Below are 22,697 nucleotides of genomic sequence, written 5' to 3' on the forward strand. Positions count from 1 at the left end.
ACTATGGAAAAGTATATAGACATAATCAAAAACTCCTATTCAGGATATTGGAACTATCTAAAACACGAGCTCATTGATATAAACCATTGGGACAATTACTTCTATGGGCTTATTGGTATTTCTGTTCTTGTATGGCTATTAGAGATCGCTTTTCCTTGGAGAAAGAACCAAGCTATTTTTAGAAAAGATTTTTGGTTAGATACATTCTATATGTTCTTTAATTTCTTTTTACTAAATCTCATTGTCTTTATAGCTTTATCTAATACTGTTGCAGAGTTTTTTAATGATATACTCGGAATTGTTGGTTTATCTATAAAAGATTTCGAGCTGTTTGATATTGACAGTTTACCAACATGGTTGGGCTTATTTATCTTTTTTATAGTTGCCGACTTTGTACAATGGAATACACATAGATTACTTCACCGTTTTGATTGGTTGTGGAATTTTCATAAAGTACACCACAGTGTAAAAGAAATGGGTTTTGCAGCGCATTTGCGTTACCATTGGATGGAACCTGTGATGTACAAATCCTTACTCTATATCCCAATTGCTATTATTGGTGGATTTGATGCTCAAGATGTTGCCATCGTTCACTTTTTTAACATTACTGTTGGTCATCTTAATCATGCCAATCTAGGTTGGAACTACGGATTTCTTAAATACATTTTTAACAACCCAAAAATGCATATTTGGCATCATGCAAAGGAGCTTCCTAAACACGCAAGATATGGTGTTAACTTTGGGATTACCTTAAGTCTTTGGGATTACCTTTTTAAAACTGATTATATTCCTCATGATGGTCGCGACATAGAATTAGGTTTTGAAGGTGATGAGGATTTCCCAAAGGATTTTGTAAGTCAGGAGTTATATCCTGCATTTTCAAAAAAAGAAAAGTAGAGTTATGAAATATGCATTAGTATTTATTCTCCTTTTTCTTCTACCCAACTATGCTATGGCTCAACACAAAACATCTGTAGATTCAACAAATACCAACATTACAAAAGTAGATTCAACCTTAAAAAATAATATAACAGTTATAAAACGCCTTTTGAAAGATCACGAACTTTGGGACGAATTATTACAAAAGCATGTTTCTAACGACGGTAAAGTAAATTACAAATCTTTTAAAACGGAGCACAAAAAATTACTCGATTATATTTATTGCTTAAGCTTGATGCATGAGAGTAAGTATTTTGAATCATTTTCGAAAACCAAAAAAATTGCCTTCTGGATTAATGCTTACAATGCGCTTACCATAGATTTAATTCTACGGAATTATCCATTAGAAAGCATAAAAGACATCAAAGACCCTTGGAAACAACGTCTTTGGAAACTAGCTGACCTAGATTATAATTTAGATGAAATAGAACACAACATTCTCCGCAAAATGAACGAGCCTCGCATTCACTTTGCGATTGTTTGTGCTTCTGAGTCTTGCCCAAAACTTCAGAATACAGCATTTACCGCTGAAAATTTAGAAGAGCAACTCACCAAAGCAACTCAAGAATTTCTGGCAGACACCTCAAAAAATGAAATTTCAGAAAACGAAATAAAACTCTCTAAAATATTTAAATGGTTTAAGAAGGATTTTGAGCAAGATGGTAGCTTGATTGATTTCTTAAACAAATACACTGCTATTGAAATTTCAAATAAAGCAAAAAAGAGTTATAAAGATTATAGTTGGGATCTGAATGATTAATTGATTTCTGCATATCTCAATTTACATGATTCTGTATCAACATTTCGACTGAACTCGGTAGAATGACAAAGGATTTAAATAAAATATCGATTATAATCCCAGTACTCAACGAGGCTGAAAACATTGGCCGTTTATTACGTTATCTTACTGAGAATTCTTCGTCTAAAAATGTTTCAGAAATCATTGTTGTTGATGGCGAAAGCACTGACAGAACAGCTGAAATTGTAAAGAATTTCTCTCTAACAGACGTTAAACTCATATCTTCAAAAAAAGGAAGAGCCAAACAAATGAATGCTGGAGCAAAAGCTTCAACAGGAAACATTCTTTACTTCTTACATGCCGACACGTTTCCTCCTAAAGACTTTGATCAATTCATTTTAGACAAAGTACAAAAAGGGCATGAAGCAGGCTGCTTTAGAATGCAGTTTAACAGCAAACATTGGTGGCTAAACCTTACAGGCTGGCTTACAAAATTCAACCTAAAAGTATGTCGTGGTGGCGACCAAAGTTTGTTTATCACCAAAACTCTTTTTAACACTATTGGTGGTTATAATGAAAACTACATCATTTACGAAGATAACATCCTAATAAACGAACTTTATAAGCGTAATAAATTCACTGTAATTAACCAGAAAATCACAACCTCTGCGAGACTTTACAAAAAAGTTGGAGTCTGGAAATTACAGTATTATTATTTAATAATTTATCTCAAAAAATGGTTTGGAGCCTCAGCTAGTGAATTGCATAATTATTATAAAAAAAGGATTGGCTGATTATTTTTCACTCTATTTCTAATCTCTTGTAAAGTATCATTTATCAATAGCTCGCCATCTTTAAAGACTTCTTTTAGTTCGCCTTGTTGTTCTTCTTCCCAAGATACCTGATCTTTCATAATATAACCACCTTCAGTTTTTTCAATTTTAATTAAGCCTTTAGCTGATTTTTTAGTGCCGTCATCTGTTATAGGATCTTTGTAAATTTCTCTTCCAACTCCATTGACCTCTCCGTAAGTTGCTTTCATGGCAAAACCAAACGTATCTCTGGTGTTGTATTGATAAGTAAATGAGCCAATACCCAACACCACATTGGTAGACGCAAAACCCTTTTGTTTAAGGCGTTCGCAAATGTCCTTAGCTCTTTCTAAAGTGATACTATCACCATAAATAGCACCAATATGGCTATCTAATTCTTTGTAACCTTTCTCGTTGGTTTTTCCGTCAAAAATTTCCCAAAGTAGTTGTATAACTCCTTTCTTTTCAGCTTCTGTTTTTCCATTTGGGTTACCACAAATGATGTCAGCAGGATCGCCAGAATCTGGTCTGATGACGACTTTTCCTTCTCGACTTAGGACTTCATTCTTTAGATTTGGAAGATACTCGGTTAACACTTTCCATAAATCCCAAGTATCTGAAACTACAGACACAATACCGTTAGGATAAATCTCTGTGATTAAACGTTTGAAGGTTTCTTCCTCTCCTTCGTTGGTTCCCATACACATAACAGAATGTTCTGTTGCCGCAACGGATCCTCCTATTAGTTCTGTATCTGAATTGGCATTGTAATACTCTTCAAAAAAATCAATTGATGGAATGGTGTCTGTTCCTGTAAAACTCAATAAATGTCCTGCTGAAGATATGATAGCAGCTTCCAAACCTCCCATACCTCGCATTGAAAAGTCATGACCTTGCCAATCTACAAATTCTGGTATTGTTGAAGTTTCTTCAGCATACTTATCTAAAATCCTGCGATACTGTTTCGCAATAGTAGCCGAATTACATGGCAACCAAAGTGTGGTAGATAATAACGTTTCAAAATAATTAGTTAGCCAAAAAAACTCTGGTTTTGTATTGTACATGGTTAGCATTGGCACACGAATTGGCACAGAAACACCTTCTGGTAACGCCTTTACAACCATTGGCAGATAACCTAAGTCGTGTAGGTCCTCGATATGTTTTATACCTACTTTATTTTCGCCTAAATAATTATTGATACGTCTTTGATATTTCTGACAAACTGCATCTTTTGGCTGATTGAAGAAATCTTTATTAAACGCTTCAATCATGTATTTTTTGATAAAGTATTGCAACCCAAAAAACACGACCTCTTCTATTCCTTCTATTCTACTTTTGCGAGGTGTCCAATTAGAATACACTAAAGTTGTTTGCTCTGGATATTGTCTGCGATGGTCTACTTTATAACCGTCTGTGAATAATAATGGGTTCATGATATATTAATTTGCGTAATTATTACACAAATATAAAATGAATTTTTTTGCAAAACAATTATTTTGTGTAAAAAATACACAATATTAAAATTTAACTTGTTCGAGCTTTTGAAATAGAGGTATATCATACTTCTCGCAAAGAGTTTCTACATACCTATATTGATAGAAATCGTGAGGGCAAATTACTACAAGTTTACCTGATTTTGAGTATAAGCCTAGTTCAACCAAAGAGATAGGTGATTTTGCTTCTGATAAAAAATTTAAAAAAATTTTATCCGCCAGTTCTAAAGCATCTAACTCCCAATTGATATGCTGCTTCATTTCTTTATCTTTTAAAAGATGATGATCTGGTCTTGTTGGATCAAAAAAATGAATGAATTCATTTGAGTTTTTGCACAAACTTTCTCTCCAAGGATTTGACGCTTTAAAGTCAATACTTCCCGCTAAAAAGTAATATGAATTTTCTTTTTCTTTTGACGGTAAGGGACTGAAAGCTGTATAAACCATTATTTAAGAAATTAACAAATCTCGTACCTCCATTAAAGCAAACCCCAATAAGTTATCTCCTCTCCAAAGATTTGGATTCTGTGCTTTCTCATCATTTTTAGCCAATCCTATTCCCCAAATACGATCGACTGGACTTGCCTCTACTAAAACTCTATTTGAAGTTGTAAGTAGATACTCTTTTAATTTTTTATTTTGAGAAAACTTATGATAATTACCTTGCTTTACGAACTCATACTTAAACTTTTCCCAAAGTTCATTATCAAAATTGGCTACTTTTCTTCCTAACATTTTAGCTTCATGTGGATTATTTGAAAGTAGAATCTCTTTTAATATTCTTTCGTCCTCAAATAATCTCGCTTTCTCAGCCATCATATAATGTTCTGCTGTTTTATATGTTATATCAGACACATTGAAGTCAGATTCCCACCATTGGCTAAAACAACTGCTTTTAATTGAGCCATCTTTACTAGGTTGATGTCCCCAGAAAAATAAAAACTTTAAATTCTCACCTGAGTTATACCGTTGAATTGTATTTTCTCTTGTGTACTTCATTTCTATAATCGTCGTTTAAAATTGATTATTCTCTTCTTATACGATATATCATTTCTACCTGTTTCCTCAGGATAAAAAGACATTACCTCGTCACTCTGAAAGACTTCCTTTGTATCTATATCTATAGCTGATAGTCGCCCTGTAAACGCTGCGCCTGTATCTACATTCCAAACGTTTATGGCATTCATTGGATACATTTTAGAATAATTGATTGTTGGTGTATGACCAATGTAGATTTCTGCATAATGTTTTAATCGGTTTGGATAAAGCTCTGACTGCTTTTGTATGCGTGCATCCATAGTCAATGCCATTTCCCATAATGTACGGTCATAATATAGCGTTTGAATATTGTATTCCTTTTCTACTCCATGCATTGAAGTAAAACCAGCATGAACAAACAACCTATTTTTATCATCCATGTGATACATATCCATAGCTTCAAAAAAATTGAGATGTGCTTTCTTATCTTCTTTTGAAAACTCCAAGTAACTTATAATGGTTTCTTTTCCTCCATGTGCATACCAAACCTCGTTTATATGACCTGAAGCTAACCACTCTTCGCACCAAGCATCGTGATTACCTTTAATAAACACACACTTATGTACTTTAGAAAACTCGATTAAAAATTGAATGACCTGAGCAGATTCGCTCCAACCATCAACATAGTCTCCTAAAAAGATGAATGTATCCTTATCGGAATAGTCTAAACGCTCTAACAGTTGTTGTAAGGCTTTTAAACCTCCGTGTATGTCGCCTATGGCGTATGTTTTTTTCATCTTACTCAAAAATTATAAATTCAAAAGGCACACTATCCGTTAGCCAAACATTATTTTCTGAACGGTAAAACTCATAGCCTTTTTGATGCATATCTAAAGCCCTAATCTTTAAAATTACAGGAACTCCTCTTCTACTACCTACTTTGGTTGCTGTATCTTTATCTTCACTTAAATGTACATGTTGTCGGCTTCGTTTTTGTAATCCTTTCGCTTTGATTGATTGCATAAACTTAGCTACTGTACCATGATACAAAAGGGTTGGTGGTTGAACGGCTTGCAATTGCAAATCTATAGTCTTAACTGAATGACCTTGGTTTGCCCTTATTTTAGATTCATCTTCATTAAAGGCAAAACGTTGTTTATCATTTGTTACTACAATGTCCTCCAATTCTTCAAATGAAAAATTTAAGTTCTTGAGTTTTGATTTTTTAATAAGTTCATTAATATCTGCCCAACCATTTTCATTTAAGTGTAAACCAATATAGTCTGGTTGGTGTCGTAGCACCAAACTTAAAAATTTACTTATTTGTTTTTTATCTTTTTCATTCATCTTTATCCATATTTAATAAACAACTTATCACATAAATCTGTGATATCCTCTTTCCTTGCCAGAACATCTATCCATTTTTCTGGTATTGCTTCATAGCCATATAATAGACCCGCTAGACCTCCTGTTACTGCTCCCGTAGTGTCTGTATCATCACCTAAATTTACTGCTTTCAGGACACTCTTTTCATAAGTGTTCGAAGTAAGTAAGCACCAAAAACTAGCTTCTAAAGTATCTAGCACATAACCACTTGAACTTATTTCGCTTTCATTTAGTTTTGAGATATCACTATAAATTAATCTAGAGAATTTATTCACTTCATAATCTGACATCTCTTCGGATTTAAAGAATTGTTTTATTTCATTTTGGGTTAAAACATAAGCTTCTTGCTTGTTGTAACCATATATAATTTTTTCAGCAAAAACCAAATAAATTAGACATGATATCGCACTTCTAATGTGTCCATGAGTTAAAGCAGATACTTTCCAAATTATTTCAAATTGTTCTTTTATATTTTTATCCTTCACATAAAATAGCAGTGGTAATATTCTCATCAAAGAACCATTACCGTTTGTATACTCATCGGCTTCGTACTTTAACAACTCTAAGGCTTCATAATCTTTTTGATTCAGTATTTTTGTAATGTATATATTGAGCTTCTAGTTTGAATTCCTATGTCAAAAACCTTTCCGTGCGGTGTCCAAAATCCCGAATATACCCATCGCGTAAACCTTAATGCGATATCCCTTAAATCAAAACCCTCGACTAAACTTTCACCCAAACAAAACGCTAACGAACTATCATCGCTCCACGTTCCTTTTGGTTGGCGATGCGAACCATATTCCATCATATCGGCAACTGTAAATCGCTTTAAATAATCCCTGCTTTTAAATTCAACAGGAACACCTAAAGCATCTCCTACCGACAAACCAAATAATGCTGAGTGTATTTTTGATTTCATTGTAATCTTAAATTTTTATTCAATACCTCATCATTAAACACAAGAGGATGCTCCTCTGGAATCATTAATTGATCCAATTGCTTATTTAAAACAAATTGGTATTGCTCTTTTACAAAAGGCGTGATGTCTTCTATTTCTAAAATATCATCTTTTGCATAGTTTACAACTTCCTTTCCTCTTATACCAATTTGGATCGCTCGTCGTTCTAGTTTGGCTCCATAGGGATTGTGATCTGGATCCCATTGCAAACGAATAGAAGAATTTTTCACTTGTTCTTGCCAATAATCTCTAGACATATACAAATCGGATTGATAACTCGAATAAACCGCTTGCTTGAGATAGCGCTCAAAGGCTTCTCGTTTTAAGTGAATAGCTAAAACAACTTCTTGCCCAACTTTTGTTGCCCATCCGTTACGGTACATCATCCAAAGAAAATTTGGTTTAATCCAGGTCATTCTATTCAGACTAAAAGCTCCACCAAAATATTGGTTTTGCACCGCAAAATTTCCTATTTCTGGTCTGTATGACTGGTATACAATAATCTTCTCATTATCATATTGCGCCATGATATGGTGACCTTGTTGTGGCCACTTTTCTATTTGTTCGTTATGTAATTTTATTTTAAGTTTCATTTTATCAATTCCTTTAATCCGATCTGTTCTACCCCTTCATCTATTTTTTTAAAACTATTGGTGGTAAAAATATTTGTAAAATATTGATTGAGTTCCTCAAGACCTTTACTAAAAATACCATGACTTACAGCTAGATACAAATTGCCTGCATTATGCTTTTTCAGTTCTTTAGCCAAACCAATAAAAGTCCCACCACCATCACATATATCATCTACAATTAAACAATTTTTGCCTAGTAGATCATCTTCAAAAACTCTAAAGCCTTCCAATTGTCCGTTTTTGACATTTCGTTTTTTTGAACATTCTACCACTGGTATTCCTCCCAAAAATTCAGATACTTTATAAATCTTTTTTAACGCTCCTCCATCTGGTGAGATCAACAAAACATCCTTACCCAAATCAGATACGACTTCTTGGATAAATGTATGATTAGTAATTACCTCACATTTATTTAGAACCGCTTGTGTGACTTCAGAATGAGGATCGTATATAGTGATTTTATTTAAATTCAACTGGTTTAATAAATCTGCATACACTTTTACCGACAACGGTTCTCCTTTTACCATAACTCGATCTTGCCTCGCTGCCGGAAAATAAGGCATGAATACATTTAATTTCTCTACACCATACCGTCTTAGTGCATCTACTGCTAAGAGCAACAAGCCAAAATCATTAAAAGATTGAATCCTAGTCGTGATAGTAACTTCGGTTTGATTAGAAACATCTGTCAAAATCTTAATATGAGGCTCACCACCAGAAAAGGTAAAAACCTCAAACTGAATGTTATTTTCTGATTGAAAAGGCTGAAATTGAGTATCTAAATTTAAATACATTTTGCGTTATTTTTACACAAATTTAGATTAAATTTACTCAGCCACAAAAATTATTTGTGTTTTTTTTACACAAACTTAATTTCAAAATGGAAACCTTCCTGTAAAAGTGCGTTGTATTTCTTTTGATTAAACTTAAAGAGTTTAGCTGGTCTGCCACTTCCTTTTTGGCTTATCTTATCTGTCTCTTCTAGAATATCGAAGCTTAAGATTTTCTTTCTGAAGTTACGTCTATCAATGTCTTTTTCTAAAATGGAAGTATATAAATGTTCAAGATCTGAAAACGGAAATTCTTTATTTAACAAATCAAACCCAATAGGTTGATAGGTTAACTTAGCTTTAAGACGCTCTTTCGCCATCTCTAAAATTTTCTTATGGTCGAATGCTAATTTTGGTAATTTATCAAGGGTGAACCATTGGGCTTCAACAGCATCTGTACTAGCTGCAATTTTAAAATGATGTGGTTTTACCAAAGCAAAATAACTCACGGCTACTACTCTATTTCTAGGGTCTCGTTTAGGCTCACCAAAAGTGTACAATTGCTCTAAATAATCAATGGTAACACCTGTTTCTTCCTTAAGTTCTCTTTTAACAGCTGCTTCTAAAGATTCCTCCTCTAAAACTAATCCACCAGGTAAAGCCCAAGTATCTTTAAAGGGTTCTACTCCTCTTTTAATCAATAAAACGGATAAGGACTTTTTGGATTCGTAACCAAAAACCACTGCATCTACAGCAATTTTTATATTTTGTATGAGTGCCATTTTTGTGTAGTTAATACACAAAAATACTAATTCTTATAATATTCTCTCAGAACTTCTTCAACAGGTTTATTCTGCGGTGTAAACATAGGATTGTCATGTCCACCAACTTCGTCGTGCATAATAAACCATTTCCAGACAAAACCTCCTGCGAACCAATCCTCGTGCCAAAAAGTATCAAATAAGGCTTTTGTGGTATTTACTTGTGCTTCAAGATTTACATCTCTCATGGTATGATCTGACACCCAAGGTTGTCTACCAGAATAATCTACACTTCTATAACCATATTCTGTAAACAAAATTGGTCGGTCTTGTTGCTTAGAAAGTTTTTCAATAATGGATTTATGAGACTTCCAGCCTTCTAAACAATCCTCATAGCTCGGTGTTTTTTTATCGCTAAGTGGGAAGTAAGCATCGATACCGATATAATCTAACTGATCCCAAAACGGTGTTTTAGCAAATTCATTCCAATTGGCTGCATAGGTGAGTTTTCCTTTAAAAATCGTTTTAATTTTTTCAATAAGTTGAGACCAATATGCTGGTCTAAATTTTACAAATAACTCTAACTCTGTACCTATACAAAATATCTCTGCATTTACCTTTTCTGCCATATCTGCATATTCTAAAATGAAGCTTGTATAAGAAGCTTCTAAAGCTTTCCAATCTTCTTCTGTTGTCATCATTATTTCACCAGTAAATTCGCCTCCCCAAACCCAAATTTGAGGTTTAATCATAACCTTAATGTCTGCTTTTCGTAATTCAGAAATGTATTGCTCTGCTCCTGCTCTGGTTTCACCAAACCATTGTCTGTCTGTGTTGTGAATAATTTCTGAGTGTTCAAGATTTTTAATAAACCCAAACGGCATAATAGCAGCATAATTCGCATTCACTTTTACTACAGGTTCAACATGTGTACTATCCACAATATCTCTAGCAGCTACAAAACTCACACCATTAATTTTATTTTGCTTTACTGGTGCCATTGAACATGCACTCAACAAAGAAAATATACAAAGTAATACTATACTTCTCATACTTAAAATTTAGTTAATTCTAATTAATAGTTAAATTAACTTTGAAAGGTTTACTTAATTTGTTAGACTGAAGTCCGTAACAAGATAAAACTTAACTATGGCTAATTTAAAAACAAAAAAGGAAGAAGCAGAACCAAACATTATTAAATGGGCATTTAAGTTTGCCGCATCAGCTGGAATTGCAGGAATTTTATGCTGTGTTGCGCCTGCGGTATTATTTATGTTTGGATTAATGGGAGGTGTTTACGCTATATCTTTTGCCGATTTTTTTTATGCTGAAGATGGTTCTATTGGATTAGGCTCTTGGATTCTAAGAGGTGTTGCAGTAGTTATTGGTTTATATGGCATCTACATGTACAGAAAAAAGCAAAATCAATGTTCTATTGACCCAAAAAGAAAAAAGAAAAACCTCATCCTTGTTATCTTAACTATTACCGTTTTAGGAGTTGGTATATTCTTATCTTTAGAGAAGTGGTCATCATGGTATTTTGACAAACACATTGTACCTGCACAACAAGAAGAATATAGGCAGCAAAAGTTAGAAAATAACAAAAACTAAATTGTATTTTTGCGCTTTGACAGCCTAAAATGCCCATAATAAAAGTCATCATTCCGGCTTACAACGAAGAAGCCTCCATTCCTCTTGTAATAAAAGATATTCCTTCTATTGTTGATGAAATTATTGTTGTAAGCAACAATTCTACCGACAATACCGAAACAAATGCCAAACAAGCAGGTGCTACAGTTTTAATTGAAAAACAAAAAGGTTATGGCTATGCGTGCTTAAAAGGCATGGAATATATTGCTGGATTTAAAAAAGAACTACAACCAGACATTATAGTGTTTTTAGATGGAGATTACAGTGATTACCCTGAAGAGCTTACAAAAATTGTTCAGCCCATTTTAGAAGACGATGTCGATTTTGTAGTTGGTGCTCGTGTTAAAGAATTTCGTGAAGATGGCTCCATGACTGACCCTCAAATTTTTGGCAACTGGCTAGCTACCAAATTAATGCGCTTATTTTTTAGGTCTACCTTTACAGACTTAGGCCCTTTTAGAGCCATTAAATACCAAAAGCTTTTAGACCTAAAAATGGAAGACAAAACTTATGGCTGGACGGTAGAAATGCAACTAAAAGCACTAAAGCAAAAATTGAGCTACCGAGAGATTCCTGTAAAATATAAAAACAGAATAGGTGTCTCAAAAGTTTCAGGAACGATAAAAGGTGCTATATTTGCAGGCGTAAAAATCCTTGGATGGATTTTTAAATATAGTTTTAAGTGATATACCTGCATTACTTCATTATTGTAATTTATACTATTGCTATCGTACTTATTTTTATGTACGCATTGGCGCAATTAAACCTTCTTTATAATTATTTATCGTCCAAAAAGAAACGCAGTACTTGCGAAAAACTTGACTTAAATAATCCCGAAGAAGTGCCTTACGTTACTATACAATTACCTGTTTTTAACGAAATGTATGTAATGGAACGCCTGCTAGACAACATTGCTTTACTAGACTATCCTAAGGACAAATTAGAGATTCAAGTTTTAGACGATTCTACAGATGAAACTGTGCATTCTACCAAAGCACATGTAGATAAATTAGCAGCTACAGGCTTAGATATAAAACACATAACCAGAACCAATCGTGTTGGTTTTAAAGCTGGTGCCTTAAAAGAAGGTTTAGAAATTGCTAAAGGTGAATTTATTGCCATTTTTGATGCCGATTTCTTACCAAAACCTAATTGGTTAAAGCGCACTGTACCTTATTTTAAAGATGAAAAAATAGGTGTTGTACAAACGCGTTGGGGACACATTAACAGAAATTATTCTTTACTTACCAGAATACAAGCTTTTGCTCTAGATGCACATTTTACATTAGAACAAGTTGGGCGTAACAGCAAAGGACACTTTATCAATTTTAATGGTACTGCTGGGGTATGGCGCAAAGCATGTATTATAGATGCAGGTAACTGGGAAGGTGACACACTTACCGAAGATTTAGATTTAAGCTATAGAGCACAGCTCAAAAACTGGAAATTTAAATACCTTGAAGATGTAGAAACTCCTGCAGAATTACCAATAGTTATTAGTGCTGCAAGATCCCAGCAATTTCGTTGGAATAAAGGTGGTGCAGAGAATTTTAGAAAAATGCTTTGGCGTGTTATTAAGTCTAAAAATATTTCTGCAAAAACCAAAGTTCACGGCTTATTGCATTTACTTAATAGCTCTATGTTTTTAAGCATCTTTATTGTCGCTATTTTAAGTATTCCGATGTTGTATATAAAGAATGAATATGCACATTTAAGAGACTACTTCTATGTTATGAGTTTCTTTATAATGAGTACCATCATCTTCTTTGTATGTTACTGGTTTATGTACCGAAATATCTACGGAAGTGGTTTCAAAAAATTCTTTAGTTACATTGGTATGTTCTTTACTTTTTTCTCAATAGCTATGGGCTTTTCACTTCACAACTCTATTGCTGTAATAGAAGGTCATGTAGGTAAAAAAAGTGAGTTTGTTAGAACACCAAAGTTTAATATTAAGAGTTTTAAAGACAACTGGAAAAACAACAAGTACCTTAAAAAATCGCTATCTAAAAACGTCGTCCTAGAAGGTATTTTGATGTTGTATTTTGCATTTGGACTTTATAGCGCTTTTATAGTAGGTGACCAAGGTGGAGACTTTGGATTGTTTCCTTTTCATTTAATGCTTTGTATTGGATTTGGGTATGTATTTTTTAAATCTTTAGGCTCTAAAGTATAAATACTATTCTCTGTCTTTAAACGGCACAATAATCCCATTTTCCAAATAATCTTTTAAACCCTTTAAGAGCATTGCCCAACAAAAGGAGGAATGTTTAAAGTGTGTATTACACTCTGGCCAATCTTCATGAAAAAAGTGAAGATAAATACCATTATTTTTTTCTTCTAGGTCAAAACCAAAAGTTGTAGGATTCCAGTCTTTATCAGACTTTGTCATTTTATAGTGAATGTATTCCCCTTCTTGAACGCTTTTCACTTCGGCATACCAATCGTATTGATCTGTAAAATTAAAATTGTATTCCTCTCCTACTTTCGGAACTCCAGAACACTTTAAAGGCCACCAATTCACCAAATGCTCTGGCTCTGACACAGCTCTATAAACACTGAATTTATCTGTATTAATCATAAAATTGAAATAAATAGAATGGCTCATAACTATACATTTTAATTCCATTTAAAGTTATTATTCTTTTTTTACATCTAAGACATAGCAGATTTAAATAATTCTATCTTTGGTTCTATTATGTTTGGATTAGCCAATATTTACAAATACAAAAAGATAACATTAGCTTACATCTTAATAAGTTGTATGCTTTACATATGGTTTACATACTACACAAAGCGAACCGATGCTTTACAACTCATTTTACTTTATAGCATCTTATTTATTTTAGGTTTCCAAATTTTGAAAACGTCTGGATTCTACTTTAGAATTTTAGTAATAGCCTCTATTATATTCAGACTGTTATTTTTATTTGCTATCCCTAATTTATCACAAGACTTCTATCGATTTATTTGGGATGGGCAGATGCTTTTAGAAGGGCTAAATCCTTATTTATATACACCAGATGTTATAATAAATCAAGGTGAGACTAAAATTCCTTTAGCACAAAAATTGTATAATGGAATGGGAGCACTTAGCTCCTCTCACTTTACTAATTATCCTCCATTAAATCAGTTATGTTTTGTAATTGGCAATCTCTTTCCTGGTCATAGTATTTTGAGCTCAGTTATTGGTATGCGACTCATTATCATTGCTGCCGACATAGGAACACTCTATTTTGGAAAAAAACTTTTAGAAGCTTTAAAACTACCTTCTAATCGAATCTTTTGGTACATCTTAAATCCTTTTATCATCATAGAACTTACTGGCAATCTCCATTTTGAGGGTGTTATGATTTTCTTCCTAGTTTGGAGTTTATATCTATTGCATAAAGGCTATTGGAAATGGGCTGCTGTTGTTTTTGCTTGTTCGGTTTCAGTAAAATTGATTCCGTTAATGTTTTTGCCTTTGTTTTTTTGGTGGTTCACTTCTACTAAGCTCAGTAATCAAGATAGAAGCCCACAAAAATGGATTAGCTACGCTGAACCTAAAAATTTGTCTGCCTTCGCAGGAATGACTAGATTATCTGTATTCTATACCATTGTTGGCATCACCTTAATTGCATTTTTCCTTCCATTCTTTTCAATGGCATTTGTAGACAACTACTCTAAAACGGTCGGACTGTGGTTTAATAATTTTGAATTTAATGCCAGCATCTACTATGTATTAAGAGCTATTGGTTATGCTATTACTGGTTATAATGAAATTGGTATAATTGGTAAGATTCTGCCTCTAATTTCAATTTTGGCAATTTTAGGCTTTTCCTTTTTTAAAAAAAATAATTCCATACCTAAACTTAGTACATCCATACTACTAGTTTTTACAATTTATCTTTTTTTAAGTACTACAGTACATCCTTGGTATATTGCTACTTTGGTAATGCTTTGCATATTCACTAACTACAGGTATACACTTATTTGGAGTGCAATTATAATCTTAAGCTATCTCTCTTACATTGGTATTGGCACAGCAGATAAATCTGAAAATTTGTGGATTGTTGCTCTAGAATACTTCGTAGTATTTTCTGCTTTCTTTTGGGAAGTCATTCTAAAAAAAAGACTGCCAATTTAATTAGCAGTCTCTTTAATATTAAATCTTTGCGATCTTTATAATAGTATATTTTTCGTAGGTTTCTTTGTAACCATATTCATCTTCTTCCTCATAGGTTTCAATCTTATAGGTTATCTGAAAACGCTCACCTATCATATCATCCGATTTTAGGTTTACTGTTTTTAAAACCTCTTCTGTTACCTCATAGAAATACATAATATCCTCATCATCTTCATCGTCTTCACCTTGCACCAAAAAGGCATAACCATCTTCTTCATCATAACCATCAAAAGTAGCCATGATTGTTTCTGTATCTTGTTCTTTTGTCACTTTTTTATTTTCGTCAATTGCGTTTACACTAAACGCTATAATTGAAAACACGAATACTAAGAAATGTTTGTTTTTCATTTTAATTTATACGTTTATAGGCATTCTCATTGTCTATACATCTAGAAAACACCTTTTGTTTATTTTGTTTTATTGCTGGGAGTTTACCACCTCAAGCCCATATCTTTTAGATCACTATCTAAGACAATGATATCTGTGGTATAATTGTGAAGAATTTACTGTCCTTTGTCTAAAACAATTTTAGAATAAACATATCTATAACTTCTACTAAGATTAGAATGATAATAATCCATTCTAGTCGACTACTTTCTCTATGATCCATAATATCTTTAAAGAGTTCTAAATTCTCTTTAATAATCTCTATCCTATCATGGATAACATGGTAACGATCCTTAAGGTCGAAGGTCTGTTTTAAATCAGAATTTAACTTGTTTAACTGTTCGTCTTCCCAAGTTATTTCTGGTGAATCAAAAATATACAGGTTTTCAGAAATCTTGTTTTTTATATTTAGAATCTTACCAATGAAGCGTTTTAACTTATTCCCTGAAATATCGAGCTTTCCTTTAGCTTCTAAATATTTGGTGTGTTCATTAGTCTCTATTAATAAGGCTTCTGTAATTTCCGAAAAACGGTTTAAGGCTACAGATTGCGATGCATTAAGCATCACTAATCGTATCATTTCGCTATTAAAGTCTGGCAACACAATACTTTCAAAATTTACTTGAAGTGTATTGGCTTGTATTTCTACGTTAACCTCTTCGGAAATTTTATCAGCAAAATAAGTATCACAAAACGGTTTAATAGCTTGCAAGGCTTCATTTATTTCTGCTTTTGAAAGGTTGAAAAAGCTCACCATTCCATATTGAAACAAATAAATATACTTGTCTTTTGAGTGTAGATAAAACAACTCATCACTATCTTGAAACAACAACTGCCAACACAATTGCGGTTTGCTAGATTTTATACTGATAGTATTTGCTACCTGATAAGCGACAACTGGTAACATTATGTAGTAAACATATCCTTAGGTTCTGTAAAACTTTTAAACTCTAACATGTAATCATTAGGATCTTTAATAAAAAATGATAGATGCTCTCCTGTTTTATCTTTTAAAAAAGTGGTTTTGGTTACAACCTCTAACTTCTGCTTGGTAAGCTTGGTATAGATTTTTTTCCAATTATCAACATCTACAATAACACCAAAGTGAAAGGATGGCAAAATCTTACCTTCAAATACATAATTTGGATTATTGAAGTTAAATTTTTCGGCTTTTATAAATGTTATCTGGTGACCAAACAAATTTATATCCACCCAGTTTTCTGAGGTTCTTCCTGCAGATGCTCCAATGTTATTAATGTAAAAGTCTTGGGTTTCCTTTACACTCAAACACGGTAATGACATGTGAAATGACGTTTCCATAATTTAAGCACTTAGAGTTTATAACTTTTTAATATAAAGAAAGTTACAAAATTATATAACACCAATTACGGTAATTATTAAAAATCATCATCTTCTGCATCCTCAGCAATCTCAGGATCTTGTACTGCTTCTGGATCATCATCGTCATAATCCTCATAATCATCCTCATCGTAATTCTCCATGGTTACCGCTAATTTTGTACTAACTTTAACCAAATACTTGGTATCCTCGGTAGTTACCTCAACGGCATCTATAATTTCGTTTTTAGCATTTCTGAATGTTATAATATGATCTTCATCATAACCATCAGGATATTTCTCCACCAATAAGGCTAGTATTTCTGGTGTTAGTTTTTTAAAGTCTACAATGACGCGTTTTAAGTGTTGGTCTTTTCTGTTCATCTTGTTAGGTTGGATTACATACCCAAAAGGTACGCAAAAATTAATGGCGCAACAATAGTTGCGTCACTTTCTATGATAAATTTTGGTGTGTTAATATCTAATTTTCCCCAAGTAATCTTTTCGTTCGGTACTGCTCCAGAATACGACCCATAACTTGTTGTACTGTCGCTAATTTGGCAGAAGTAACTCCAAAATGGTGTGTCCGTACGTTCCATGTCTTGGTATAACATTGGTACTACACAGATTGGGAAATCTCCTGCAATTCCTCCACCTATTTGAAAGAAACCAATTCCATTTTCTGAGTTATCTGTGTACCAATCTGCTAAAAAGGTCATGTACTCAATACCAGATTTCATTGTACTGGCTTTAAGCTCACCCTTTAGCACATAACTTGCAAAAATATTACCCATAGTACTGTCTTCCCAACCTGGGCAAACAATTGGTAAGTTCTTTTCTGCTGCTGCATACATCCAAGAGTCTTTCAAATCTATTTCGTAATACTCTTCTAATGCACCAGACAATAATAATTTGTACATGTATTCATGTGGCAAGTAACGCTCACCTTTAGCTTCAGCCTCTTTCCAAATCTTTACGATGTGTTCTTGTATACGTCTAAATGCTTCCTCTTCTGGAATACAAGTATCTGTAACTCGGTTTAAACCTTTTTCTAACAAATCCCACTCTTCTTGCGGAGTTAAATCACGGTAGTTAGGCACACGCTTGTAATGGCTATGTGCTACTAAATTCATGATATCTTCCTCAAGGTTTGCACCTGTACAAGATATGATGTGTACTTTATCTTGACGAATCATTTCAGCAAAAATCTTACCTAGCTCTGCGGTACTCATAGCACCAGCTAAAGACACTAACATCTTAGCGCCATTATTAAGCTGATCTTCGTACCCCTTTGCTGCATCAACCAAAGCTGCTGCATTAAAGTGTAGGTAATACTTCTCTATAAATTGTGTTATGTGTCCTTTATTAGTACTCATCTTCGTCATTAAATTTAGAAAATTTATTATTTCCGTTTGAATTGTTATTGAAATTACTTTCAAAATCGTCGTCTACGTCTTGATCTTGAAACTTATAACTTAACATTTTGTAGTAAAGCTTTGCTGCTAAAAAGTCTGAAGACTTTTCATTTTCATTTGGGCAAAGCTCAACAATATCAAAACCAACAACATTCTTTTCTTCAAAAACTTGTTTTAAAAACTCTAGTGTTTCATAATAAAACAATCCTCCTGGCTCTGGTGTACCAGTGCTCGGCATAATAGAAGGGTCAAAAGCATCTAAATCAAAAGTAATAAAAACATTATCCGTCATTTGATCTATTGCTGAATCCATCCAGTTATCATCTACAGCCATTTCGTGAGCAAAATACGTTTTTTCTTCGTCCATTACTGTTTTCTCGATAGCATCCATAGAACGAATACCAACCTGAATAAGGTTTGTTGTTTGGCTAGCTTCATACACTGCACAAGCATGGTTGCACTTAGAACCTTCATAACTTTCGCGAAGATCGGCATGCGCATCAATGTGCAACACTGTTAAATCCTCAAACATTTCATTGAAAGCTCTAATAGTACCAATAGAAATTGAATGTTCACCACCAAAAACTGTTACAAACTTGTTCTTTTTAATGTACTTTTTGGTTGCTTCGTGCACAGCCTCTACCATAGCTTCTGGTGACGCATTTTCCGTAACCGCATCTGCTAAGTGAATACCTTGAAGATACACTTCAGAGTCGGTTTCGATATCGTACAATTCCATGTTTTCTGACGCATGTAAAAACGCCTCTGGGCCTTTATCTGCTCCTTTTTGCCATGTACTTGTACCATCGTAAGGTACTGGGATTAAAACAATCTTTGACTGATCTAATTTTGAATGCTCTGCTGGAATACCAGCGTAAGTTTTTGTTTTCATTTTTTTAATTCCTGAAAGGGAAGTTAATTATTTATTTTTATTGTTTGTTTTTATTTGACTCTGAATACTTCTAATATCCTAAAATATTCAGTAAATCTTCACTTTTTTGTTGTTCTGCGAAAACTTCGGTTGTTAAGTTTCCGTTATCATCGCGTTGAATTAATATATGTTTTGGACTTGGTATTAAACAGTGTTGCAATCCGCCAAAACCACCAATCGTTTCTTGATATGCTCCTGTATTAAAAAAGCCTATATACAACGGTTTGTCTTTGTGATACTTTGGTAAATAAATAGCATTGACGTGTTGTTCGCTGTTGTAATAATCATCACTATCGCAAGTTAATCCACCCAATAACACACGCTCATAACCTTCTTGCCAACGGTTGATTGGCAACATGATAAAGCGTTTGTTTATTGCCCAAGTGTCTGGTAATGTTGTAATGAAAGATGAATTAATCATGTTCCATTTTTCACGATCGTTTTGTTGCTTTTGGTATAACACCTTGTAAATGGCACCTCCACTTTCACCCACAGTAAAACTTCCAAACTCAGTAAAAATATGTGGTACGTCTACTTCTTCCTGCTCGCAAAAAGTTTTTATCTGGTTAACAATTTCATCTACCATATAGGCATAATCAAAATCGAAAGCCAGTGAGTTTTTAATTGGAAAACCTCCACCAATATTCAAACTATCTAAAGACGGACAGATTTTCTTTAGCGACGTATATACTTTAAGACATTTGGTCAACTCGTTCCAGTAGTATGCATTATCTCTAATACCAGTATTGATAAAGAAGTGCAGCATCTTAAGCTCTACTTGCTCGTTGTTTTGAATCTGATTTTTATAAAACGGCACAATGTTTTTGTAACCAATACCCAAGCGCGACGTATAAAACTCGAACTTAGGCTCTTCTTCAGAAGCTATTCTAATACCTACTTTAAATTTGCCATTAATCTCTTCGGTAAGTAAATCTAACTCTTCATAGTTGTCTATGATTGGTATACAGTTTTGATGACCTCCGTTGATTAAATCGGCAATATTATTAATGTACTTTTCGCGCTTAAAGCCGTTACTAATTACAAAGGTTTTGTCTGTAATTTTTCCTTCTTTCTTAAGGCTATTTACAATATCAATATCGAAAGCCGAAGAGGTTTCGATATGAATATTGTTCTTTAAACCTTCGTCTAATACATGCTTAAAGTGCGAACTCTTTGTACAGTAACAATAATTGTATGTTGCTTTATAATTATGTTTTGCAAAAGCATCTGCAAACCACGACTTGGCACGTTGTATGTTGTTAGATATTTGAGGCAAATAGGTGAACTTTAAAGGTGCACCGTATTGCTCTATCAATTTCATTAAATCTATACCATGAAATTGAAGTGCGTTTTCCTCTAGGTGAAATTCTTCTTGAGGAAAGTAAAAGGATTGATCGATAAGATCAATGTATTTTGTATTCATTTTTGTTTAATTCTCGTTTGTGTTTTTCAGAAAAAAAATAAAGGTATAAAGATATATTTACAATTAATGTTAACTCTATATCAAATCTGAAATTGGCTTTCTGTAGTTGGCACAAAGCCATAACTATGCTGGCTAGCAGCTATCGGAGAAACGGGAGTTAGCTTTAAATTTCGGATGCTTATCTTATAAGCTGCTTTTGAATATGACTTCCTAATTTTCAAAAGCCCGAACGTAAAAACAGTTTTCAATGTGTTCAGCTAAATTTAGAATCTGTTGTGTTAGTGACTCTAAATTTCGCAGCAAATGTATACTATTTTTTAATACGCAACACTTTTTTGTATTTTTTTTACATATGACCTTAATGATAGGGCTAGTAGCCCCACTTTTAACACGGCATAAAGTCGGCATATAGTCGGTATATATTTGGTATAAATTGGGTTTGGATAGCTGCTTTTACCTTGTTTAACTTACTTATAATGGTATTTTGTGGAAATACATATGATTGCACAGTGCTTTTTTTTGCTTACTACCCTTTTTATCGAGTTAAACATGAAAATGGTGCTTTCTGTGCTGCTTCTATTTGCGATAATAAAAAACTGGCTTATACTAAGACCTAACTAAAAAACTTTATCTTTAATCCCGTAACTGACAGTTATACGTATTCCAAGGTAAAAAACAAGTGTTTTTTTAATAATTTACAGCTGCTATATTTACAAAGGGCGTACCTCTTTTTATTACTGCAAAACTTCTTGCCAATATTTTGTTTCTAACATTGTTTAAGGCTATCATTTTGTGTTTACCTTCTTCGAGTTTTCTATGGTAGTATTTCTTAAGTTCTTGGTCTGATTGAATAGCTGATACGGCTGCCATGCTCAATAGGGTCTTCATTTTTCTATCACCTATATAATGGCTCTGTTTTCGCCGTCTTATTGAGCTTCCTGAACTGTACTCGAACGGTGCTATACCACAATAACTTGAAAAGGTTCTCCATGTACTGAATTTAATAAAGTTAGAGGTGTGGTAGAGCAATTGGCAGCTAAGTATAAGACCTACGCCTTTTACCGAACGCAGCAACTCATAGTTTTGCCTTAAGGTATCATCGGTCTTTACCAATGTTTTCATCTGGCTTTCTAAGGCTTCTATTTGTTTGTCTATATGTTTTATAGATCGTTCTAAAATCTTGCAGCAAACATCTGTGGATGGGCTTGACAGCAAGTGCTTGTTTTCTTTTAATGTAGATTTTAACCCACTTCGATCTTTAACCAATTGGTCTCTTAATGAGAGTATTCTTCCCAGTTCTTGAAAGATCTGTGGTTTCATATGACTTGGCTGAAGCTCTTCTCTATACATCCATCCGAACCTGGCTATCATATAAGAGTCTAGCTTGTCTGTCTTCTCTCTTGTAAGACCTGTACTGCGCTTTATGCGCATAGGACTTTCTTCTACATAACAAACTCCACTTTCTGATAAAAAAACAGATAGCTTTAGTGAGTAATTGCCCGTATTTTCGAAACATAAAAAATAAGAATCACTGCCAACTTGGTGATTTGCCCATTTAAGGAGTTTTGAATAACCTGCTCTATCATTGGTAAATACAGCATGATGCTCGCTTTGGTATGCTGTAGCATCTATGGTTTTCTTGGATACATCTATCCCGATTACATCTCTAACATTTTTCATATATTTAAAAAAATTATCATTAATGATGTTTTGTAACTATTTCCTTTAATGAGCCTATAGGGCTAGGTATTCCAATTAGTTCTTCAAAACATCCTACAAGAGACAGAGAGGACTATTACGTGTAATGGATATTATCTAAAGACCGTTCGAGTTCTCCTCTCTTCTCTTGTTAAATTTAATGATATCAAAGTAAAGGAGACCGTTACCTGCAAGCTGAAAAAACCAACTCGACCAAATC

At 33.6% G+C, this 22,697-nt stretch carries 27 protein-coding genes; 7 read left to right on the top strand and 20 right to left on the bottom strand.

Annotated features, from left to right (window positions below):
• Positions 1-3: 3 nt before the first annotated feature.
• The 3 genes from MST30_RS03385 (at position 4) to MST30_RS03395 (ending at position 2,472) form a co-directional block, all read left to right on the top strand.
• Complete coding sequence (locus tag MST30_RS03385; RefSeq protein WP_243473004.1) at positions 4-897, top strand: sterol desaturase family protein; 894 nt, start codon at positions 4-6, stop codon at positions 895-897.
• 4 nt (positions 898-901) lie between these two features.
• Entirely contained in the window at positions 902-1,699 is a 798-nt protein-coding gene (locus MST30_RS03390; protein ID WP_243473005.1) for a DUF547 domain-containing protein, read from the top strand.
• 62 nt (positions 1,700-1,761) lie between these two features.
• Positions 1,762-2,472: a TIGR04283 family arsenosugar biosynthesis glycosyltransferase gene (locus tag MST30_RS03395; RefSeq protein ID WP_243473006.1), complete on the top strand. Its 711-nt coding sequence runs from the start codon at positions 1,762-1,764 to the stop codon at positions 2,470-2,472.
• Here the strand turns inward: MST30_RS03395 and MST30_RS03400 are convergent.
• From MST30_RS03400 to MST30_RS03445, 11 genes are all read right to left on the bottom strand, one after another.
• Entirely contained in the window at positions 2,451-3,923 is a 1,473-nt protein-coding gene (locus tag MST30_RS03400; protein ID WP_243473007.1) for a nicotinate phosphoribosyltransferase, read from the bottom strand. The genes MST30_RS03395 and MST30_RS03400 overlap by 22 nt on opposite strands.
• 84 nt (positions 3,924-4,007) lie before the next feature.
• Positions 4,008-4,430: a nucleoside 2-deoxyribosyltransferase domain-containing protein gene (locus MST30_RS03405; protein WP_243473008.1), complete on the bottom strand. Its 423-nt coding sequence runs from the start codon at positions 4,428-4,430 to the stop codon at positions 4,008-4,010.
• Between the two features lie 3 nt (positions 4,431-4,433).
• Positions 4,434-4,982, bottom strand: a complete 549-nt coding sequence (locus MST30_RS03410) for a riboflavin biosynthesis intermediates N-glycosidase (RefSeq protein ID WP_243473009.1) — start codon at positions 4,980-4,982, stop codon at positions 4,434-4,436.
• Positions 4,983-4,984: 2 nt separating this feature from the next.
• Entirely contained in the window at positions 4,985-5,758 is a 774-nt protein-coding gene (locus MST30_RS03415) for a metallophosphoesterase family protein (RefSeq protein WP_243473010.1), read from the bottom strand.
• A 1-nt stretch (position 5,759) separates the two neighbouring features.
• A complete protein-coding gene (locus MST30_RS03420; protein ID WP_243473011.1) occupies positions 5,760-6,308 on the bottom strand; it encodes an RNA 2'-phosphotransferase in 549 nt (182 codons plus the stop codon).
• Positions 6,309-6,310: 2 nt separating this feature from the next.
• The gene (locus tag MST30_RS15750) at positions 6,311-6,907 is read right to left on the bottom strand and encodes an ADP-ribosylglycohydrolase family protein (protein ID WP_262914437.1); all 597 of its coding nucleotides are present in this window, start codon (positions 6,905-6,907) and stop codon (positions 6,311-6,313) included.
• Positions 6,908-6,933: 26 nt separating this feature from the next.
• Positions 6,934-7,266 carry an ADP-ribosylglycohydrolase family protein gene (locus MST30_RS15755; protein ID WP_262914438.1) on the bottom strand — a complete coding sequence of 111 codons (333 nt, stop codon included), beginning with the start codon at positions 7,264-7,266 and terminating at the stop codon, positions 6,934-6,936.
• Complete coding sequence (locus MST30_RS03430) at positions 7,263-7,898, bottom strand: DUF4291 domain-containing protein (protein ID WP_243473012.1); 636 nt, start codon at positions 7,896-7,898, stop codon at positions 7,263-7,265. Before MST30_RS03430 ends, MST30_RS15755 begins: the two co-directional genes overlap by 4 nt.
• Positions 7,895-8,731 carry a ribose-phosphate diphosphokinase gene (gene prs / locus MST30_RS03435; RefSeq protein ID WP_243473013.1) on the bottom strand — a complete coding sequence of 279 codons (837 nt, stop codon included), beginning with the start codon at positions 8,729-8,731 and terminating at the stop codon, positions 7,895-7,897. Before prs ends, MST30_RS03430 begins: the two co-directional genes overlap by 4 nt.
• A gap of 65 nt (positions 8,732-8,796) precedes the next feature.
• A complete protein-coding gene (locus MST30_RS03440) occupies positions 8,797-9,489 on the bottom strand; it encodes an NUDIX hydrolase (RefSeq protein WP_243473014.1) in 693 nt (230 codons plus the stop codon).
• A 26-nt stretch (positions 9,490-9,515) separates the two neighbouring features.
• On the bottom strand, positions 9,516-10,520 hold the full coding sequence (locus MST30_RS03445; RefSeq protein WP_243473015.1) for a glycoside hydrolase family 113: 1,005 nt from the start codon (positions 10,518-10,520) through the stop codon (positions 9,516-9,518).
• A gap of 97 nt (positions 10,521-10,617) precedes the next feature.
• Between MST30_RS03445 and MST30_RS03450 the strand changes: the two genes are divergently transcribed.
• Genes MST30_RS03450 through MST30_RS03460 form a run of 3 tightly spaced genes read left to right on the top strand, consistent with a single transcriptional unit; the run spans position 10,618 to position 13,294 of the window.
• Positions 10,618-11,079 (top strand): hypothetical protein, encoded by a 462-nt coding sequence (locus tag MST30_RS03450; protein WP_243473016.1) that lies wholly within the window; start codon positions 10,618-10,620, stop codon positions 11,077-11,079.
• A 29-nt stretch (positions 11,080-11,108) separates the two neighbouring features.
• Positions 11,109-11,804: a glycosyltransferase family 2 protein gene (locus MST30_RS03455; protein ID WP_243473017.1), complete on the top strand. Its 696-nt coding sequence runs from the start codon at positions 11,109-11,111 to the stop codon at positions 11,802-11,804.
• Between the two features lie 56 nt (positions 11,805-11,860).
• Complete coding sequence (locus tag MST30_RS03460) at positions 11,861-13,294, top strand: cellulose synthase family protein (protein WP_441372797.1); 1,434 nt, start codon at positions 11,861-11,863, stop codon at positions 13,292-13,294.
• Positions 13,295-13,297: 3 nt separating this feature from the next.
• On the opposite strand, the gene MST30_RS03465 is transcribed toward MST30_RS03460, so the two are convergent.
• Positions 13,298-13,726 (bottom strand): SRPBCC family protein, encoded by a 429-nt coding sequence (locus MST30_RS03465; protein ID WP_243473018.1) that lies wholly within the window; start codon positions 13,724-13,726, stop codon positions 13,298-13,300.
• Positions 13,727-13,816: 90 nt separating this feature from the next.
• On the opposite strand from MST30_RS03465, the gene MST30_RS03470 reads away from it, so the two are divergent.
• On the top strand, positions 13,817-15,247 hold the full coding sequence (locus MST30_RS03470; RefSeq protein ID WP_243473019.1) for an MptA/MptB family glycosyltransferase: 1,431 nt from the start codon (positions 13,817-13,819) through the stop codon (positions 15,245-15,247).
• 18 nt (positions 15,248-15,265) lie between these two features.
• Here MST30_RS03470 and MST30_RS03475 read toward each other — a convergent pair whose 3' ends face one another.
• The 8 genes from MST30_RS03475 to MST30_RS03510 form a co-directional block, all read right to left on the bottom strand.
• Positions 15,266-15,634, bottom strand: a complete 369-nt coding sequence (locus MST30_RS03475) for a hypothetical protein (RefSeq protein WP_243473020.1) — start codon at positions 15,632-15,634, stop codon at positions 15,266-15,268.
• Between the two features lie 169 nt (positions 15,635-15,803).
• Positions 15,804-16,580 (bottom strand): RMD1 family protein, encoded by a 777-nt coding sequence (locus tag MST30_RS03480; RefSeq protein ID WP_243473021.1) that lies wholly within the window; start codon positions 16,578-16,580, stop codon positions 15,804-15,806.
• The gene (locus tag MST30_RS03485) at positions 16,580-16,993 is read right to left on the bottom strand and encodes a VOC family protein (protein WP_243473022.1); all 414 of its coding nucleotides are present in this window, start codon (positions 16,991-16,993) and stop codon (positions 16,580-16,582) included. Before MST30_RS03485 ends, MST30_RS03480 begins: the two co-directional genes overlap by 1 nt.
• 77 nt (positions 16,994-17,070) lie before the next feature.
• Positions 17,071-17,394, bottom strand: a complete 324-nt coding sequence (locus MST30_RS03490) for a hypothetical protein (RefSeq protein WP_243473023.1) — start codon at positions 17,392-17,394, stop codon at positions 17,071-17,073.
• A gap of 14 nt (positions 17,395-17,408) precedes the next feature.
• The gene (locus MST30_RS03495; RefSeq protein WP_243473024.1) at positions 17,409-18,386 is read right to left on the bottom strand and encodes a deoxyhypusine synthase family protein; all 978 of its coding nucleotides are present in this window, start codon (positions 18,384-18,386) and stop codon (positions 17,409-17,411) included.
• Positions 18,376-19,317 carry an agmatinase gene (gene speB / locus MST30_RS03500; protein ID WP_243473025.1) on the bottom strand — a complete coding sequence of 314 codons (942 nt, stop codon included), beginning with the start codon at positions 19,315-19,317 and terminating at the stop codon, positions 18,376-18,378. The genes MST30_RS03495 and speB overlap by 11 nt, the downstream gene beginning before the upstream one ends.
• A gap of 70 nt (positions 19,318-19,387) precedes the next feature.
• Complete coding sequence (locus MST30_RS03505) at positions 19,388-20,779, bottom strand: type III PLP-dependent enzyme domain-containing protein (RefSeq protein ID WP_243473026.1); 1,392 nt, start codon at positions 20,777-20,779, stop codon at positions 19,388-19,390.
• 687 nt (positions 20,780-21,466) lie between these two features.
• On the bottom strand, positions 21,467-22,459 hold the full coding sequence (locus tag MST30_RS03510) for an IS110 family RNA-guided transposase (RefSeq protein WP_243472310.1): 993 nt from the start codon (positions 22,457-22,459) through the stop codon (positions 21,467-21,469).
• Positions 22,460-22,697: the final 238 nt, after the last annotated feature.

Source organism: Winogradskyella sp. MH6 (assembly GCF_022810765.1).
Classification (GTDB): domain Bacteria; phylum Bacteroidota; class Bacteroidia; order Flavobacteriales; family Flavobacteriaceae; genus Winogradskyella.